We start from the raw sequence: 17,889 nt of genomic DNA, 5'->3' as shown, positions 1-17,889 counted from the left end.
CATGTAAACGGAGCAAAAACTTCAAATCTTTTTCAATTTTTTTTCACTTTTTTTAAAAATGTGAAGTAGTTGGCATTTTTTTTAATCATAACGGGGTAGAATTGCCCCAATTCTTAAATACACACATTGGAGTGAGGTGATTTATGTTAAATCGTATCGAACAAGAACTTGCAGAACTTGGCATTACTAACGCCAAAGAAATTGTGCGTAACCCAAGTTACGAACAACTCTTTGAGGAAGAGATGAACCCAAATTTAGAAGGTTGTGAGAAAGGTTGCTTGACGAATTTAGGTGCCGTTGCAGTAGATACAGGGATTTTTACAGGTCGTTCACCAAAAGATAAATATATCGTCTACGATGAAACTACCAAAGATCATATTTGGTGGACAACCGATGAAGTAAAAAATGATAACAAACCAATGAGCCAAACCACGTGGCAAAGTTTGAAAGAATTAGTCACTCACGAACTTTCAAATAAACGCTTATTCGTGATTGATGGCTTCTGTGGCGCAAGCCCTCGCCATCACATCGCTGTTCGTATTATTACGGAAGTGGCGTGGCAAGCTCACTTTGTAAAAAATATGTTCATTCGCCCAACAGAAGAACAGTTCAAAGACTTTAAGCCAGATTTCGTCGTAATGAATGGTTCAAAAGTAACCAATCCAAACTGGAAAGAACAAGGCTTAAATTCTGAAAACTTTGTGGCGTTTAACCTAACCGAAGCGATACAACTTATTGGTGGTACTTGGTATGGTGGCGAAATGAAAAAAGGGATGTTCTCAATGATGAACTTTCTCTTACCATTAAAAAATATTGCTGCAATGCACTGCTCTGCAAACGTAGGTAATGATGGTGATGTAGCGGTATTCTTTGGTTTATCTGGTACAGGTAAAACCACGCTTTCAACTGATCCAAAACGTAAACTTATTGGTGACGATGAACACGGTTGGGACGATGAAGGTGTATTCAACTTCGAAGGAGGTTGCTATGCGAAAACCATCAACCTAAGCGAAGAAAATGAACCAGACATTTACCGTGCAATCCGCCGCGATGCGTTATTAGAAAATGTGGTTGTACGTGAAGATGGTTCTATCGACTTTGCCGATAAATCAAAAACAGAAAACACCCGTGTGTCTTACCCAATTTATCACATTGATAATATTGTGGAACCTGTATCAAAAGCAGGTCACGCGAAAAAAGTGATTTTCTTAACTGCAGATGCGTTCGGTGTATTACCGCCAGTGTCTAAACTCACACCAGAACAAACCAAATACTACTTCTTATCTGGTTTCACGGCAAAATTAGCAGGTACAGAACGTGGTATTACTGAACCAACACCAACCTTCTCTGCATGCTTTGGTGCAGCATTTTTAACGCTTCACCCAACTAAATATGCAGAAGTGTTAGTGAAACGTATGGAAGAATCTGGTGCAGAAGCTTACTTAGTGAACACAGGTTGGAACGGTACAGGTAAACGTATTTCAATTAAAGATACTCGTGGTATCATTGATGCGATTTTAGATGGTTCAATCGAAAAAGCAGAAATGGGCGAATTACCAATCTTTAACTTGGCAATTCCAAAAACTTTACCAGGTGTAGACACCCATATTTTAGACCCTCGTAACACTTACGAAGATAAGGCACAATGGCAAGCAAAAGCAGAAGATCTAGCGGGTCGTTTTGTGAAAAACTTTGTAAAATACACAACCAATGACGAAGGTAAATCACTAGTTGCGGCTGGTCCGAAATTATAATCTTTGGTGAAATATATAATGAAAGCTAGGCGTAAAAGCCTAGCTTTTTTCATTTACATATAGGTTGGCGTAGTTTTTAACAAACTAGCAACTATCTATTAGTAGAAAATTTACCAACAAATGTAACAATAATGCCACGGCGATCCCCAATATGGGTGTTCAAAGCGGTAATATTGTTGCATCTCTTCTACTTCAGCTTGTGCTTTATAGCTATCCCACGCCATTTTGTGACAAGCTTGGAAAATCGGATTTTGGATTTTTTCCGCATAGGCTTTATCCAATTTTTCCTTTTCTTCAGCTGTTTGGCTAACTGGCGGATTAAGTTTTTGCTCCATCAGTGAAGCGGTTTCGGCATCACACTGTTTGGCTAATTCAATTGAAAGCAGCTGTTGAGCTTTAATTTTCTCTGCCTCTCTTTGTGCTTTTTGTGCTGGTGTTAAGGCACAGCCTGTCAATGCAAGGCTCACTAAAATGGTGGTGAGATGTGAGTATTTCATAGCACCTCCTTAAAGGTAAATTAAATCTATTTTAAATTTCTTCATCGTCCAATTCATCTGCCATTGCACTCAATGCTTCGCGGGTAAGTTGGGCTAGCGCTTTGTAAAATCCGTTATCTTTTGTTTCCACCAAACCTAAAAATTTATTCATACAAGGCAGAAGATATTTTTCAAACAATATTTGCTGAGCTTGGGTAGAATCCAGATGATCTTCAATCCAAGATGCAGTAAGCAATAACAATGCAACGTGATCGGCTTGCTCTAATGCAGGCATTCCACGTTCATTTCTAAAGGTAATAAAATCTTCCACAGAAAATTTATAAGCTGAAATAGCGGTCGGAATTGCGCCATTTTCTGCAAAAAGTGCTTGATAGCTTGAGGTTAATTCTGTAGGGTTAGCCTGTTTTTCTAATAGAGTGAGCGAAAGTTCGCTTTGGCTATCGGTGTTTAACGCCCATTGCTGGCGCAATCCGCCTTGAGTAAGCCACGCGAAGGTGTCCGCTAAAATGGGATCGTTTGGTTCGCGATAAAACAGGTTACCGAATAGACGGCATAAAAGTGAAAAATCATTAATGTGAGTGTTGCTCATAAAATAAACCGAAAATATTGAGTGAATGACACTATTCTACACGACTTTTATAGAACAAAAATAGACAATAAGAGGAAATACAATGAAATATATTGGGGCTCACGTGAGTGCATCAGGTGGTGTTGAACAAGCCGTGTTGCGAGCAGTAGAAATTGGCGCGAATGCTTTTGCACTGTTTACCAAAAATCAGCGTCAATGGAAAGCACCGCCATTAAAAGCAGAAACTATAGAGAAATTTAAACGTTTTTGCCAAGTGCATCATTTCACAGCCGATCAAATTTTGCCACACGACAGCTATTTAATTAACTTAGGCAGTCCAGGGGCAGAAGGCTTAGAAAAATCACGTAATGCCTTTATTGATGAAATGGAACGTGCAAATCAACTAGGATTAAAATTGCTTAATTTCCACCCAGGTTCTCACTTAAACAAAATTTCTGAACAAGATTGTTTGGCAAGAATTGCCGAGTCAATCAATATTGCTGTGAGTAAAGTACCAAATGTAATTGCCGTGATCGAAAATACCGCAGGACAAGGTTCAAATTTAGGCTATCGCTTCGAACATCTGGCAGAGATTATTGAACAAGTAGAGGATAAAAGTCGTGTGGGCGTCTGTTTAGATACTTGCCATACTTTTTCAGCGGGTTACGATATTAGCTCACTTGAACAATGCGAAAAAACTTTTGCCGAATTTGAACAAGTGGTAGGCTTCGAATATTTACGTGGAATACACCTCAATGGTTCGAAAACGCCATTAGGCAGCCGAAAAGACCGTCACGATACGTTACGTGAAGGCACAATTGGCACAGCATTTTGCGAATTTATTATGAAAGATGACCGCTTTGATGGCATTCCAATGATTTTGGAGACGATAAATCCCGATATTTGGGCAGAAGAGATAAAATTTTTACGGACATTAGCAAAAAAATAGGTTATACTCCTCCAACCAGTTTTTGCAATAAATTTTTATTGCAGATTGATTAATTTTTTAATAGGAATAAACACGCTTTAGTTGTTCTGGCGAGACAAAATTATGAATAAAAAATTTTCACTTTTAACCCAGCTAAAACTCTCATTATTTGTCCTGTTCGCAGGATTGACGTTTCAAGCAAATGCGAGTTTAAGTAGTACTTCAACCCATCAAGTTAAAGCACGTATTGTGGCTAAAGCGGCAACAGCAGAGCAGATTGAACAAAATGCGAAAAGCAAATCTGTGAAAGTAAATGCAAACCAAACCTCAAATACGACCGCTTCAAAAAATGGCTCACAAAAGGTAAACCAAGTTTATCGCCAATGGGTTGGGACGCGTTACCACTTAGGTGGTACAGGTGTGGGTGGAATTGATTGTTCAGCTTTTGTACAAAAAACAATGAGTGGTGCTTTTAATATCCATCTTCCTCGTTCAACTGCTGAGCAACGTTATTCAGGGCGTTCTATTTCTAAATCGGATTTACAGCCTGGTGATTTAGTCTTTTTCCGAAAGAATAACCACGTAGGTGTGTATATTGGTGGAGGAAAATTCGTTCACGCTAGCACAAGCCAAGGCGTAACAACAAGCTCTCTTTCTGAAAGCTACTGGTCAAGAACTTATACTCAATCACGCAGAGTGCTTTAAGATTTATTATAATAGATAAAAGCAAAATAATTGCTAAAAGANNTCTTTTAGCAATTATTTTGTATGCTATGCTTGCCAATCTGTTACCATCAAAAAATCTACACTTTAATCAGTGGATGTTTAATCCAACTTTTAGAGTGCAGATTATTTTTATTTTAAGCTTTCTATTCAATTAGTTTTTAACTTATAGATAGAATTTCTCTACAAAGTTTAATTTGTCATCTAATTTTAATACTAATGGCTGACCCGTTGGAATTTCGAAATCCATAATTTCAGCATCAGAAATACCGATAATGTGTTTTGCTAACGCACGTAATGAATTACCGTGAGCTGTTACAAGCACACGTTTACCAGATAATAATGCTGGTGCGATTTGGTCTTCCCAGAAGGGTAAAACACGTTCTAATGTGATTTTTAAGTTTTCTGCGTTTGGAATCACATCTTTTGGTAAGTGTGCGTAACGACGGTCGTTGTGTGCGGAATTTGGGTCTTGCGGATCTAAATCAGGAGGGGAGATGTCGTAAGAACGACGCCATATGTGAACTTGCTCATCGCCATATTGTTCTGCTGTTGCTTTTTTGTCTAAGCCTTGTAATGCACCGTAGTGACGTTCGTTTAAACGCCAGTTTTTCACTTGAGGAATCCATAATTGGTTAGATTCTTCTAATACGATGTTACAAGTTTTGATTGCGCGCGTTAATACAGAAGTGAATGCGATGTCGAATTCGTAACCAGCGTCTAATAATTTTTTACCCGCGGCTTTTGCTTCTTCGATACCACGTTCTGTTAAATTAACATCACGCCAACCTGTAAATAAGTTTTTAGCATTCCATTCACTAAAACCGTGACGAATAAATACTAATTCCATAGGAGCTCCTATTAAGTTGAGTTGATTATGAAAACTCAGTATTTATAGCAAAAAATCCCTGATTTTTAAAGGGTAAAGCGCTTTCTTTTTGTAAAAGCGTGTAAAAAGTCGTAGAAAAGCTGATTTTCCTCAAAAATTTCACTAGAATAGGCAACATTTATATCTGCTTGCTTAAGGAATTTTTGTGAAAATTCGCTACCTTTTCGTTCTCATATTTAGCTTATTTGGTTTAAATAGCCTAATTGCGATAAGTCACGCCAATCAGCTTTCTGAAATCAATCAAAAAATCGAAAAACAGAAAAGTAAAATCAATGAAAGCCGCCAAAAACGTAATGCGTTGCAAGCTACACTTAAACAGCAAGAAGTGGAAATGGGGCAAGTCTTTACCAAACTAAAAGATACCGAGAGTTCATTGGCGGATATTCGGGCTTCAATTAAACGCACTGAACAAGAGATCCAGCGGTTAGAACAGCAAGAAAAAGAGCAAAAAGAGCGATTAAAAGATCAGTTGGATTCGGCGTACCGTTCGGGTATTCATCCTTCTGTGCTTGAAAGGCTGATGTCCGATTCTGCAAAACATGCAGACAGAATGACCGCTTACTATGAACACATCAATCAAGTTCGCATTGATTTAATTAATGATTTACGCCATACTCAAAAGGAACTAAAAGCACGTCGCGATGAACTAAAAGGACAACAGAAAGGGCACCAAACGCAACTTTCGACCCAAAAGAAGCAAGAGCAAGACTTAAAAAAAGTGCAGCGTGAGAGAGAAAATACATTAAAGGCAATTGATAAAACACTTGAAAAAGACCAAAGCCAATTGGAAGAATTAAGAGCGAATGCTGCTGCTCTTCAACAAAAATTGGTGGCAGCAACGCGCCAAGCTGAAGAGCAAGAAAAACGTGATATTGCTCAGTTAGATGCGAAGAAAAGCCGAGAAGAGAACCGCAAAGCGACGGAAAGTGAGAAGCAGCAAGTGCGAGCGGGTAGCGGTTTAGATTCAAGCAAATATTCGATGCCAGTTTCTGGTAAAGTCGTAACTAACTTTGGTAATGGTTGGAATGGTGTCGTGATTTCAGCCAGTGCAGGCACACCAATTCGAACTATTGCTGGTGGCAAAGTGATGGTGGCTGGCTGGCTACAAGGCTACGGCAATGTGGTAGTAATCAGCCACGGTCGAGAGGATTTATCCGTTTATGGTTATGCTCAAAGTATTTTTGTGAAAGAAGGTGCTCGCGTTTCCGCAGGTCAAACGATTGCAACTGTGGGGAACTCTGGCGGTCGAAGTAGCCCCGCGCTTTATTTTGGTATTACTCGAGCAGGTGTAGCGGTGAATCCGTTGAGATTGGTGAGATAAATTTATCACTGTCAGTATCATCTTAGGGCTCTCGCCCTAGGTTACTCATGAATCAGCCCTTATAGGGCTGGAATGACTAAATGATTAGTGTCTCGTAGAGACATATCTATAACTAACCTAGGGCGTGTAGCCCTAGGTGATTTCCAAGGAAATAACGTGCATTTTAAATTTCGTTTTTTAACACTTTGTTGCCTGATAGCAATCTCTTCATTGAGCTATGCAGAAGAAATCGCAAAAGAGGAAGAAAACTCGACTGCTTCTGAGCCTTCAGAAAATAGCGAACAAGCTCAAGTTGATTTAGAGGTCAGAGGCATTGCAAGCAGAGATAAAGATGCTTGGGCAAACGTGCAGATTTTTTTATCGCAAATTGCACCCGAATATGCCGATGGTTCCGAGCGTTACCAATATTTAGTCAAAAATGCGGTCGATAAAGGTTTGCGCGCGAAAGGTTTTTACAACACAAAATATCAGTTTGTGTTAGAACCGCGCAAGGGCAAAAAGCCGATCTTGGTGTTAAATGTTGAGCTGGATAAAGAAACCATCAAAATTGATGAAACGGATGTACAAATTATTGGCGAGGCGAAAACCGATCCGGATTTTGAACATCTGCTCACCACCGTGCCGAAAAAAGGGGCGACTTTATATCATCGCGTTTATGATAATTTCAAAAGTAGCTTAGAAGGGCTTGCCTTCAAAAAAGGCTATTTTGATGGGCATTGGCTCTATCATCGTCTTGAGGTGTATCCAAGTGAGCATTCCGCCGATTGGCGATTAGGCTATGACAGCGGTGAGCGTTATCGTTATGGAGAAATCGAATTTACCGATAACCAAATTCGTGAAGATTATTTGCGGAATATTCTTAAAATCCATACGGGCAAGCCATACAACGGGAACGATTTAACCACGCTGACTTCAGATTATACATCAAGCAATTGGTTCTCTTCCGTGTTGGTTGAACCAAAGTTAAATGAAGAGCAGAAAACAGTGGATCTCAATGTACTCTTTCAGCCTCGTAAACGTAATGAGATGGAAGTTGGTTTAGGCTTTGCAACCGATGTGGGTCCACGTTTGCAATTTAACTGGAAGAAACCTTGGATTAACAGTCGCGGGCATAGTTTTGAATCCCGCACTTACATTTCTCGCCCTGAACAGACTGCAGAATTTGGCTATAACATTCCTGTGCGAGCAAACCCAATTCATTATTATTACCAAGTGTCTGGCGGAATTGAGCGTGAAGATCAAAATGATACCAAATCAACCGCGGCAACCTTGGGCTTAATGCGGTTTTGGACACGCGAAACAGGCTGGTCGTTTTCGGCTGGCGTGAAAGCTCGTTACGATTCCTTTACGCAAGCAGATATTTCGCATAAAACGCTGCTGATTTACCCAACAGCATCATTAAATCGCACCCGTTCAGATGGACGTCGTTTCCCATTGTGGGGCGATACGCAAAAATTAACGGTGAACTGGGGGGCGAAAGATCTGACGTCGGATGTTAATTTTTATAGTTGGAAACTGTCTACCGCTTGGATTCGAACCTACTTTAAAAACCACCGCTTTGTATTGCGTGGCGAAGTGGGCAGTATTCACACCAAAGAATTTGAGCGAATCCCGCCTGCGTTACGCTATTTTGCTGGGGGCGATATGAGCGTGCGAGGCTTTGGCTACAAAGATATTTCACCGCGCGATCCCCATAACGGAAAACGGCTCGGCGGTTCGCGCTTAGCCACAGGTTCGGTGGAATATCAATATCAAGTTTACCCAGATTGGTGGGCAGCCGCTTTTTATGATACGGGATTAGCGTCTGACAAATTCAACAGCAAAGATTTACACGCAGGGGCGGGCATTGGTGTGCGTTGGGCATCCCCCATTGGTTCCATCAAACTTGATGTCGCAACACCTGTAAAATCGCCAAGCAATGAAAAAGGCGTGCAAATTTATATCGGATTAGGTTCAGAACTTTAGTATGCAAGAACAAGAAATCACAGAAAAATCGAGCGAAACAGAAAAGCAATTTTCAGAAATAAAACCAAAACTCAAAGGCAAGTTTGTGCGTTGGATGCTGTGCGGGATTCCGCTACTTTTTGTTGGTGTAATGGGCTATCTTGCCACAGGTTACGGGCAACGTTCGGTCATTCATTTGGCTGATCGCTTATTAGATGGGTTTTCCATTGAGCAGGTTGAAGGCAGCTTGCAAGAGGGATTAACGCTTACCAATACCCAATACAAAATGGCTGGCGTGGATGTTTCTGCTGGCTTGGCACAGTTACATTTCGATTTTTCTTGCTTGTGGAAATATGACGCTTGCCTTGAAAACTTGAGCTTGAAAGATATGCAAGTTGCGATTGATACGAGCAAACTTCCGCCATCTCAACCTCAAGAAGAAAGCGAGCCTTTTACCGAACTTAACCTACCGCTTGGGATTACCGCAAAAAAGATTGCGTTGGATAACATCAGCGTGAAAGTGGATGCGTTAGATATTCAACTCGATCATTTTCAGTCGGGCATTCAAGGTAAAGGGCGCTCTGTTACCCTTTTCCCAACCGAGTTAAATGGCTTGGCGATTTCGCTTGCTCCAATGAAAGCGGAGGATGTTGAGGCGAAACAAGCGGTCCAATCTAAAGAACAATCTGCAAAAGAGCCGATTGATTGGGCAGCCATTCAGAAAACGCTAAATTCACCATTTTTAACCAAAAAACAACCTCTTATTTTGCCACTTGATTTTAATATTGAGCAGCTGAATTTAGCCAATATCAACATCACTCAAAAGCCATTAACCCCAGATGAGAAACCAAGCCAGATTTTTAATTTGGATCAAGCAATCTTAGCTGCAAAAGCAGATCACCAAACAATTGAAATTAGCCGTTTAAATCTGAAAAGTCAGCAAGGCAATCTTTCCGCACAAGGGCAGCTGATGCTAAATGGGGATTATCCGCTTGATTTGCAACTGCACGCGGAAGGTTTACAAAACTTCTCATCGGTAATTCCTGTAAATAATGCGGATGTTGCACTTTCTGGTGATCTTTTCCAAAAAACGTTATTAAATGTAAAAACGACGGGAGCAATTCAAGCCGAATTATCGGGCGATATTGCGTTAGCCACAGAGAAAAATCCGTTTAATCTTAACCTAAACAGCCCGTCGGCAAGCTATGCCATTACGCTGGACAAGAATGATCCGCTGAAATTAAATAATGTTGCCTTGAATTTACAAGGCGATATGAGCCATTATCAACTCAGGCTTTCAGGCAATGCGAAGGGAATGAATATTCCCGCTACAAGCGTGGATTTAAAAGGCAATGGCACTATTACTCATTTTGCCATTGATAACCTAAATTTAACCGCTCTAGACGGTAAAGCTCAGCTTTCAGGCTTGGTTGATTGGCATGATGGCGTTGAATGGCAAAGCAAATTGAAGCTCAACAATATCAATACAAAATCGCTCGCACCAGATTGGGCTGCGGTGTTAAGTGGCGAGCTTGAAAATAACGGCTATGCCGCTCGCGGAAAAGAGAGTGGAGAGTGGGCGGTTGATGTGCCTAAAATGGATATCAAAGGCACGCTTTCACAACGCTCGTTTCAACTTCAAGGGCAATTGAAGTCAGATCATCAAACCTTGTTGAACGTACCAAATGCAACCTTGATTTATGGCGAAAATCGCATCGCAATGCAAGGCGTGTTGGGTGATAATTCAAACTTTACCGCTAATCTAAACGCCCCTAATTTACAAGGTTTAGTGCCACGTTTAAAAGCGGGTATCAAAGGTGATATAACGCTTTCGGGTAAAGTGAGCGAGCCAAACTTAGTGCTCGATCTAACTGCCAATAATGTGGCGTATGATGATCTTAATTTACAACATTTAACGGCGAAAGGGAAAGTCACGACCGAGAAAACCATTCAAGGGGATGTAGCATTAATGCTGCAAAAATTTGCCTATGGCGAAATTAAAGTCGAAAAAGCGGATCTCAATGCAAAAGGATCAGAAGCACAACATAGTCTCACGTTCAACGCAAAAGGTGACCCAATCTCGGCTAATTTGCAACTTTCTGGCAAATTTGACCGCTTGCAACAAGTGTGGAATGGGCAAATCAGTAAATTGACAATTGAAAACCGAGAGCTAGGCAAATTTAGAACCAACCAAGCGGTGGATGTGAATTACAACAATCAGAAAATTAATGCCCAAGTGTCGTCTCATTGCTGGCTAAATTCGCACGCAGAACTCTGTTTCCCGCAAACCTTTAATGCGGGGCAAGAAGGCAAAATTCCGTTTGAGATCAAACGATTAGATTTAGCGATGCTAAAAACTTATTTAGATAATAGCACGCAATTATCGGGCATTCTTTCGGCAAAAGGCGATGCAGCGTGGTTTAAAAACAGAGCACCTCAAGTAAATTTAGAGATTAATTCACATAGCTTAAAATTTACGCAAACTTTATCGGAGGGTAAAACGTTCCCGATTACTGCGAGCCCACTTAGAATCAACGCTCATTTGGCAGATAATAATCTGAGCCTAAAAACAGATTTACGAATTGAAAATAATGGGCGATTAGCAACAGATTTAGTGATGAAAGACATTACCAAGTCACGAACATTATCTGGACAAATTGAGATTGATCAGCTTTCGCTTCGTTTAATCAAACCGTTATTAACGGGCGGAGAATCAGTCGATGGCAATATCAATGCGAAATTGACGATCGGCGGAAATGTTCTTGCACCACAATTACATGGGCAGTTGGGCTTGAGCAATTTACGTGCAAAATCGGTTTCAATGCCGTTTGATATTACCGATGGACGCTTGGCAATGAATTTCCATGGCGCGAGTTCTACCCTTTCGGGGGTGGTTCAAACGCCAGAGAGTGCTCTGCATTTAGATGGCTCTGCCGATTGGCGAAAACTGGATGCTTGGCGAAGTACGATTAACGCTCGTGCCAATCGCTTTAAAGTGAGTATGCCAAATATTGGGAAAGTGGAAGTAAGCCCGAATATTTCGGTTTCGGTTACACCCAAAGAGCTGGAGTTGGGGGGGGACATCGATATTCCGTGGGCAAGAATTGAAGTGGAAGAGTTGCCAGAAAGTGCGGTTAGCGTAAGTGATGATGAAGTGATTATGGATGGTTCCGTAAAGAAAAAAATTCCGCTCGCACAGCGTCAAATTCCACAAACCACGCCAAGTGGTATGGCGATTAAATCGAACATCAATATTCATATCGGCGATGATGTGAAACTCAATGCTTACGGTTTGAAAGCTAACCTAGACGGGACCATTGCGGTTCGTCAAGGCAAACAGGGCTTAGGTTTGTATGGACTAGTAAATTTAACCAGAGGGCGATACGCTTCATTCGGGCAGGATTTACTTATCCGCAAAGGGCAAATTAGTTTTGCTGGCTTACCTTCACAGCCAAGTTTGAATATTGAAGCGATCCGCAATCCAGAAGCAATGGAGGATAGTTCAATTACCGCTGGTATAAAAGTGGTTGGCTTGGCAGATAGCCCTGAAGTTAAAGTCTTCTCAGAGCCTGCGATGTCACAAAACAATGCTCTTTCTTATATCTTAACAGGGCGTTCGTTAGACAGTAGCGGTGATACTAGCTCAAGTAATTCAATGGCAGCAGCCTTGCTTGGTATGAGTTTGGTAAAAAGCAGCAAAACGGTCGGCAAAGTAGGCAGTGCTTTTGGGTTAAATGATTTAAGCGTAAGCACGGCAGGGATTGGCGATAATACGAAGGTGGAAGTGAGTGCGAGCCTCACGCCAAAATTTAGAGTGAAATATGGTGTAGGCATTTTTGCCCCTTTAACGGAGCTCACTTTACGCTACAATCTTGCCCCGAAATTGTATTTACAATGGGTCTCCAGCGTAAATCAAGCGGTCGATTTAATGTATCGTTTTGATTTTGATTAAAAATACGCCAATCACTTACAGAGAAATAAATGAAAAAAGAACGACAAAAACTTCTACAAAAATGGCTACGTGAGCAGCAGAAAATTGTGAAAAAATATCTGCTGCTGAATGTGTTCTTTGGTGCAATCAGTGCCTTGTTTATGATGGGGCAGATGGCGCTCATTGCCTTGATGTTGCATAAAATTATTATTGAACATCAAACAGGAAGCCAATTTATAGCTGAAATAGGGTTATTATTCGGCAGCTTCACTGCCAGAGCGGTGCTGATTTGGCTACGTGAGCAAATGGGATTTAAAGCTGGGAAAACTTTGAGATTGCATTTGCGCCAACAGATTATTCAAAAACTGTTAGCAGTTGGTCCGATGTCACTCCAGCAAAAACCGACAGGCAGTTGGGCTAATTTGATGTTGGAGCAGGTTGAAAATCTGCATAATTTCTATGCTCGCTATCTGCCACAGCAGTTTTTATCGTTGATTGTGCCTATCTTAATCCTCTGTGTGGTCTTTCCCATCAACTGGGCGGCAGGTTTAATTTTATTCTCAACACTGCCACTGCTCCCTATTTTTATGGCATTAGCGGGAATTAAAGCGGTGGAAGCCAACCAACGCAATATTGGCGTTCTCTCACGAATGAGCGGTCAATTTTTAGATAAACTTCGCGGATTAGAAACCATCCGTCTATTTGGGCAAGCGAAAAAGCAGACTGAGCAAATTTATCAAAGCACGGAAGAGTTCCGTTTGAGCACCATGGATGTGTTGAAAATGGCGTTTCTTTCTTCGGCTGTGCTTGAATTTTTTACGGCAATTTCGATTGCGGTAATGGCGGTTTACTTTGGCTTTACCTTCTTAGGCGAATTAGATTTTGGTGGTTATGGCGTTGCCGTTGGGTTATTTACGGGCTTTTTCTGCTTGATGCTCGCACCAGAGTTTTATCAGCCGCTTCGCGAATTGGGCGTGTTCTATCACGATAAAGCGGCGGCTATTGCGGCAGCGGACAATATAGAAACCTTTTTAAATGAAGAGGTGTTATCTCACCAAGTTTTACAAAAAGATTTCCAAAATCAACCGCTTGTGATTCAAGCCAAAGATTGCGTGGTGCTTTCTGTGCAAGGCAAATGCTTAACTCAGCCACTCAATTTCGAAATTTGTGAAAAACAGCATATCGCTTTAGTTGGACAGAGCGGGGCAGGCAAAAGCTCATTGATGAATATGCTGCTTGGCTTCTTACCGTATGAAGGTTCGGTTACCATCAATGGCGTTGAACTGCGTGAATTAAACTTAAGCCAATGGCGAGCAAAGTTGGCGTGGGTGGGGCAAAATCCTCAACTTATTCGTGGTTCATTAAAAGAGAATATTCTGCTTGGTAATCGCGAAGTCTCAGAACAATCACTAGAGCAAGCGCTTTCGCGTTCTAAAGCAGATGAGTTTGTTTACCGTTTAGGCTTAGAGCATCAAGTGCAAGACAGCAATGCAGGCATTTCTGGCGGGCAGGCTCAACGTATTGCTATTGCTCGTGCTCTATTAAGAGATTATGAATTATTGATGTTAGACGAACCCACTGCAAGTTTAGACTTGCAGTCTGAACAACAAGTGCTAGAAGCCTTGCAACATTTAAGCCAGCAATACACAACGCTGATGATCACCCATCGTGTTGAAGATTTAGCGAATTGCGATGAAATTTGGGTAATGAAAAAAGGAGAGATTATCCAAAAAGGAAAATTTGCAGAGATTAAATCGCAAGGAGATTTTGTGGAGTTATTAAACTAGCAAACAAAAGTCATAATAGACAAAATTATTATAAAAAAACCGCTTGTGATTCTGATCATTCTAACAAGCGGTCTTTTTTTATTTGAAACTTACCAACTAGTAGTCAATAAAAGATTCGGTATTTGCACCTTCTTTTTCAACCACGGGTTTGTTCATATGTTCGCGGTCTAAGCCTAGCTCTAATGCCACACCGATTGCGATATAGATGGAAGAATAAGTACCAAAGCCGATACCGATCAACAAGGCGAGCGAGAAACTGTGAATACTTGGTCCACCAAACCAGAAGAGAGCTGCTACTACAAAGAGTGTGGTTATAGAGGTCATTAAAGTACGTGAAAGCGTTTGGCTTAATGAAATATCAATCACCTCTTGCGAACTTACGCGGCGAATTTTACTGAAGTTTTCCCGCACACGGTCGAATACCACGATGGAGTCGTTCAGTGAGTAACCCACGACCGAAAGAATCGCTGCCACAAAGGTAAGGTCAATCTCAATTTGGAGGAAAGAGAAAATCCCCACTGTAACCAATACGTCGTGAAACAAGGCTAAAATACCACCAAATGCCATACGCACTTCAAAACGCGTACCAACGTAAAGTAAGAGCATTCCAAGTGTTGCAAGCGTTGCATAGATTGCCCCTTGCGTGAGTTCTTCCCCCACGTTTGGTCCAACAAATTCCACGCTTTTAATTACCGCTTGTGGGTCAATATCTTTATGAACCATATTCATAATTTTATTGCCGAGATCTTTATCACCCGCAGAAGCAGGCAAGCGGATCATAATATCTTTTTGGCTACCCGTGGTTTGCACTAACGCACTGCCAAAGCCTTCTTTTTCTAAAGAGGCACGCACTTTTTCCAAGTCAGCAGGTTGTGAAAATGAGGTTTCAATCACTGTACCACCCGTGAAATCTAACCCCCAGTTAAACCCTTTAGTCACGATAGAAAAAATACAAAGTGCTGTGACAATGAGTGAGAAACCAAAACCGATGAAGCGATATCGCATAAATGGAATCAGTTTATACGGAAGCTTAATTTCCGATGCGTCTTTTTCTTTTTGAACAGTTGCCATTTATATCACCTTAAATCCAAAGTTTTTTCACACGTTTATTACCACCATATACCCAGTTTACAAGCATACGTGTTCCTGTGATTGCGGTAAACATAGAGATCATTACGCCTAATGCCAAAGTAATCGCAAAGCCTTTTACAGGCCCTGTACCCACAGCATAAAGCACTAATGAGGTTAAAACGGTGGTTAAGTTTGAGTCGAAAATAGAGGTAAATGCACCGTTATAGCCTTCGTGAATCGCTTGTTGTACTGATCGACCATTACGCAACTCTTCTTTAATGCGTTCGTAAATCAATACGTTCGCATCTACCGACATCCCCACAGCAAGCACGATACCCGCAATCCCAGGCATGGTTAAGGTTGCACCAATTAACGACATTAAACCCATGGTTAAAATCATATTAACGGTTAATGCAATCGAAGCAAACACGCCGAACATTTTGTAGTACACCAAGCAGAAAATAATGGTGAGCACAAGACCATACATCCCTGCTTCCAAGCCTTTTTCCACGTTATCTGCACCAAGTGATGCACCGACTGTACGCTCTTCTACGATAACGATTGGCGCAATCAATGCCCCTGAACGAAGCAGTACTGCTAAGTTTTGGGCTTCAGCAGGTGAGTTAATCCCTGTGATTTGGAATTGATTACCCAAACGGCTGTTGATTGTTGCCACGTTAATCACTTCTTCGTGTTTTTCAAGGATCACTTTACCATTCGCATCACGACGACCAGAATCCTTGAACTCGCTATAAAGCGTTGCCATTGGCTTACCGACTGCACTTTTCGTAATCTCTGCCATTTGGTTACCACCATCGCTGTCTAGCTTAATGCTAACTTGTGGTAAGCCACGGTCATCTTTGCCAGAGTTTGCATCAATAATATGCTCACCGCCTAAACTTGGCTTACGTTTAAGCACCATTGGGCGACCATCTTGCGTATATTTGAGTTCTGAATCTGCAGGCACAATCCCACGCGTTGCTGCTTCTGGGTTTGCCGCATCATTGACTAAACGGAACTCAAGCGTTGCAGTTGCACCTAGTAGCTCTTTCGCACGTGCGGTATCTTGCACACCAGGCAGCTCAACCACGATACGATCGGCACCTTGACGCTGAATAGTTGGCTCAGAAACACCTAACTCTTCCACACGTTTACGTAAAATAGATAAGTTTTGCTCAATGGCCATATCTCGAGCAGAAGATAAACCTGTTGCAGAAAGTGCAAAAGTTACTTCTGTCGGTGAGTTATAAGTGGCTTCTAGCGTGGTATGCGTACGTTTTACTAAGCGCACTGATTTATCTGCATCAACAGAGTCATTAAACTCAATCACAGTTGCAAAATTCTCGCCTTTTTTAACCGCTTTATAGCCAATTTTCTCTTTTCGGAAATCACTTCGTAAAGAGTCTTGTAAGCTTTCCTGCTGCTTTTGCATTGCTGTGTTCATATCCACTTCCATTAAGAAGCGAACCCCACCACGTAAGTCTAGGCCACGTTTCATTGGGCTACCGCCAATATCCGTTAGCCAAGTTGGTGTCGCTGGAGCAAGGTTTAATGCTACCGAATATTTATCGCCTAATACTTCAGCGATTTTTTCTTTAGCCGGCAATTGTTGATCGTCTTTTTCTAGACGTACTAAGATCGAGCCATTTTCAAGCTGTGTTGCTTTTGGTGAGATATTTAACGATGCAAGAGCATTATTGACTTGAGTCAATGTTTCTATTGTTGCCTCGTGCCCACGCGTACCTGAAATTTGCACGGATGGATCTTCACCATATAAGTTTGGAAGAGCATACAAGCTACCGATGAGCGTCACAATGATGATCATCAGATTTTTCCATAACGGGAATCGATTTAACACACTAATTCTCCTAAAAGTAAAACGCTTGTTTTAAGCAGGCTTTAAGCTACTTAAAACAAGCGTTAAAAATGAGATTAAGGTTTTAACGCTTTCATTGTACCTTTTGGTAAGGTCGCTACCACGAAGTTACGAGAAATCATCACTTCGTTATTGTCATTTAATGCAATCACGATGTTTTCGTCTTCTGTACTCACTTTGGTAATTTTGCCGATTAAACCACCGCTTGTTAAGATTTCATCTCCTTTTGCAAGGCTTGAAAGTAAGTTACGTTGTTCTTTTTGGCGTTTAGATTGTGGGCGGAAAACCATAAAATAGAAAATCACACCGAACACTGCGAGAATGATCAACATTTCTAAACCGCTACCTTGTTGCATAAAAGCTCCTTAAAATCAATGAGTTAAGTTAAAAATATCCTTTTTCCGTATTCTGCCAAAATTAGCGGAAAAAAGTGTATTATAAAATAGCATAAAATTGATTTTTTCACGAGTAGAAAATTTATGCGGAGGAAAAATAATAAACCAGCAAAAATATTTCCCAAATCTCAACAAAAAACCATTGACAAATCTCTCACTTTGGCACATTCTCTACCCATCTTTCACGCTAAATTAAATAGCTAAT

General features: G+C 41.1%; 13 protein-coding genes. 7 read left to right on the top strand and 6 right to left on the bottom strand.

Translation table 11 applies throughout. The features are described 5' to 3' along the window. Positions 1-143: 143 nt before the first annotated feature. A complete protein-coding gene (pckA, locus tag B0184_RS01135) occupies positions 144-1,754 on the top strand; it encodes a phosphoenolpyruvate carboxykinase (ATP) (RefSeq protein WP_005708495.1) in 1,611 nt (536 codons plus the stop codon). 110 nt (positions 1,755-1,864) lie between these two features. On the opposite strand, the gene B0184_RS01130 is transcribed toward pckA, so the two are convergent. Together B0184_RS01130 and B0184_RS01125 are read right to left on the bottom strand one after the other, a co-directional pair. Then, positions 1,865-2,251 carry a hypothetical protein gene (locus B0184_RS01130; protein ID WP_005708594.1) on the bottom strand — a complete coding sequence of 129 codons (387 nt, stop codon included), beginning with the start codon at positions 2,249-2,251 and terminating at the stop codon, positions 1,865-1,867. 31 nt (positions 2,252-2,282) lie between these two features. Then, positions 2,283-2,840, bottom strand: a complete 558-nt coding sequence (locus B0184_RS01125) for a TorD/DmsD family molecular chaperone (protein WP_005708451.1) — start codon at positions 2,838-2,840, stop codon at positions 2,283-2,285. Positions 2,841-2,922: 82 nt separating this feature from the next. Here B0184_RS01125 and nfo point away from each other — a divergent pair, with 82 nt between their 5' ends. Both nfo and B0184_RS01115 read left to right on the top strand, forming a co-directional pair. Further along, complete coding sequence (gene nfo, locus B0184_RS01120; RefSeq protein WP_005708543.1) at positions 2,923-3,768, top strand: deoxyribonuclease IV; 846 nt, start codon at positions 2,923-2,925, stop codon at positions 3,766-3,768. 102 nt (positions 3,769-3,870) lie between these two features. Beyond that, positions 3,871-4,452 (top strand): C40 family peptidase, encoded by a 582-nt coding sequence (locus tag B0184_RS01115; RefSeq protein ID WP_039851288.1) that lies wholly within the window; start codon positions 3,871-3,873, stop codon positions 4,450-4,452. Positions 4,453-4,636: 184 nt separating this feature from the next. On the opposite strand, the gene B0184_RS01110 is transcribed toward B0184_RS01115, so the two are convergent. Then, the gene (locus B0184_RS01110; RefSeq protein ID WP_005708618.1) at positions 4,637-5,320 is read right to left on the bottom strand and encodes a 2,3-diphosphoglycerate-dependent phosphoglycerate mutase; all 684 of its coding nucleotides are present in this window, start codon (positions 5,318-5,320) and stop codon (positions 4,637-4,639) included. A gap of 184 nt (positions 5,321-5,504) precedes the next feature. Here B0184_RS01110 and envC point away from each other — a divergent pair, with 184 nt between their 5' ends. The 4 genes from envC to cydD all read left to right on the top strand — a co-directional run bounded on the left by envC (position 5,505) and on the right by cydD (position 14,342). Beyond that, positions 5,505-6,680, top strand: a complete 1,176-nt coding sequence (envC, locus tag B0184_RS01105; protein WP_005708610.1) for a murein hydrolase activator EnvC — start codon at positions 5,505-5,507, stop codon at positions 6,678-6,680. Between the two features lie 228 nt (positions 6,681-6,908). After that, positions 6,909-8,645 (top strand): autotransporter assembly complex protein TamA, encoded by a 1,737-nt coding sequence (tamA, locus tag B0184_RS01100; RefSeq protein ID WP_371510827.1) that lies wholly within the window; start codon positions 6,909-6,911, stop codon positions 8,643-8,645. Between the two features lies 1 nt (position 8,646). After that, the gene (tamB, locus tag B0184_RS01095) at positions 8,647-12,576 is read left to right on the top strand and encodes an autotransporter assembly complex protein TamB (protein ID WP_005708613.1); all 3,930 of its coding nucleotides are present in this window, start codon (positions 8,647-8,649) and stop codon (positions 12,574-12,576) included. A 29-nt stretch (positions 12,577-12,605) separates the two neighbouring features. Beyond that, complete coding sequence (cydD, locus tag B0184_RS01090) at positions 12,606-14,342, top strand: heme ABC transporter permease/ATP-binding protein CydD (protein ID WP_005708531.1); 1,737 nt, start codon at positions 12,606-12,608, stop codon at positions 14,340-14,342. Between the two features lie 96 nt (positions 14,343-14,438). Here the strand turns inward: cydD and secF are convergent, their stop codons facing one another. The 3 genes from secF to yajC all read right to left on the bottom strand — a co-directional run bounded on the left by secF (position 14,439) and on the right by yajC (position 17,645). Further along, positions 14,439-15,413: a protein translocase subunit SecF gene (gene secF / locus B0184_RS01085; protein WP_005708590.1), complete on the bottom strand. Its 975-nt coding sequence runs from the start codon at positions 15,411-15,413 to the stop codon at positions 14,439-14,441. A 10-nt stretch (positions 15,414-15,423) separates the two neighbouring features. After that, entirely contained in the window at positions 15,424-17,271 is a 1,848-nt protein-coding gene (gene secD / locus B0184_RS01080) for a protein translocase subunit SecD (protein WP_078177600.1), read from the bottom strand. 74 nt (positions 17,272-17,345) lie between these two features. Beyond that, on the bottom strand, positions 17,346-17,645 hold the full coding sequence (gene yajC, locus B0184_RS01075; RefSeq protein ID WP_005708546.1) for a preprotein translocase subunit YajC: 300 nt from the start codon (positions 17,643-17,645) through the stop codon (positions 17,346-17,348). Between the last annotated feature and the right edge of the window lie 244 nt (positions 17,646-17,889).

The organism is Haemophilus paraphrohaemolyticus, assembly GCF_002015045.1.
GTDB lineage: Bacteria > Pseudomonadota > Gammaproteobacteria > Enterobacterales > Pasteurellaceae > Haemophilus_A > Haemophilus_A paraphrohaemolyticus.
This window is presented reverse-complemented; position numbering and strand designations above follow the sequence as displayed.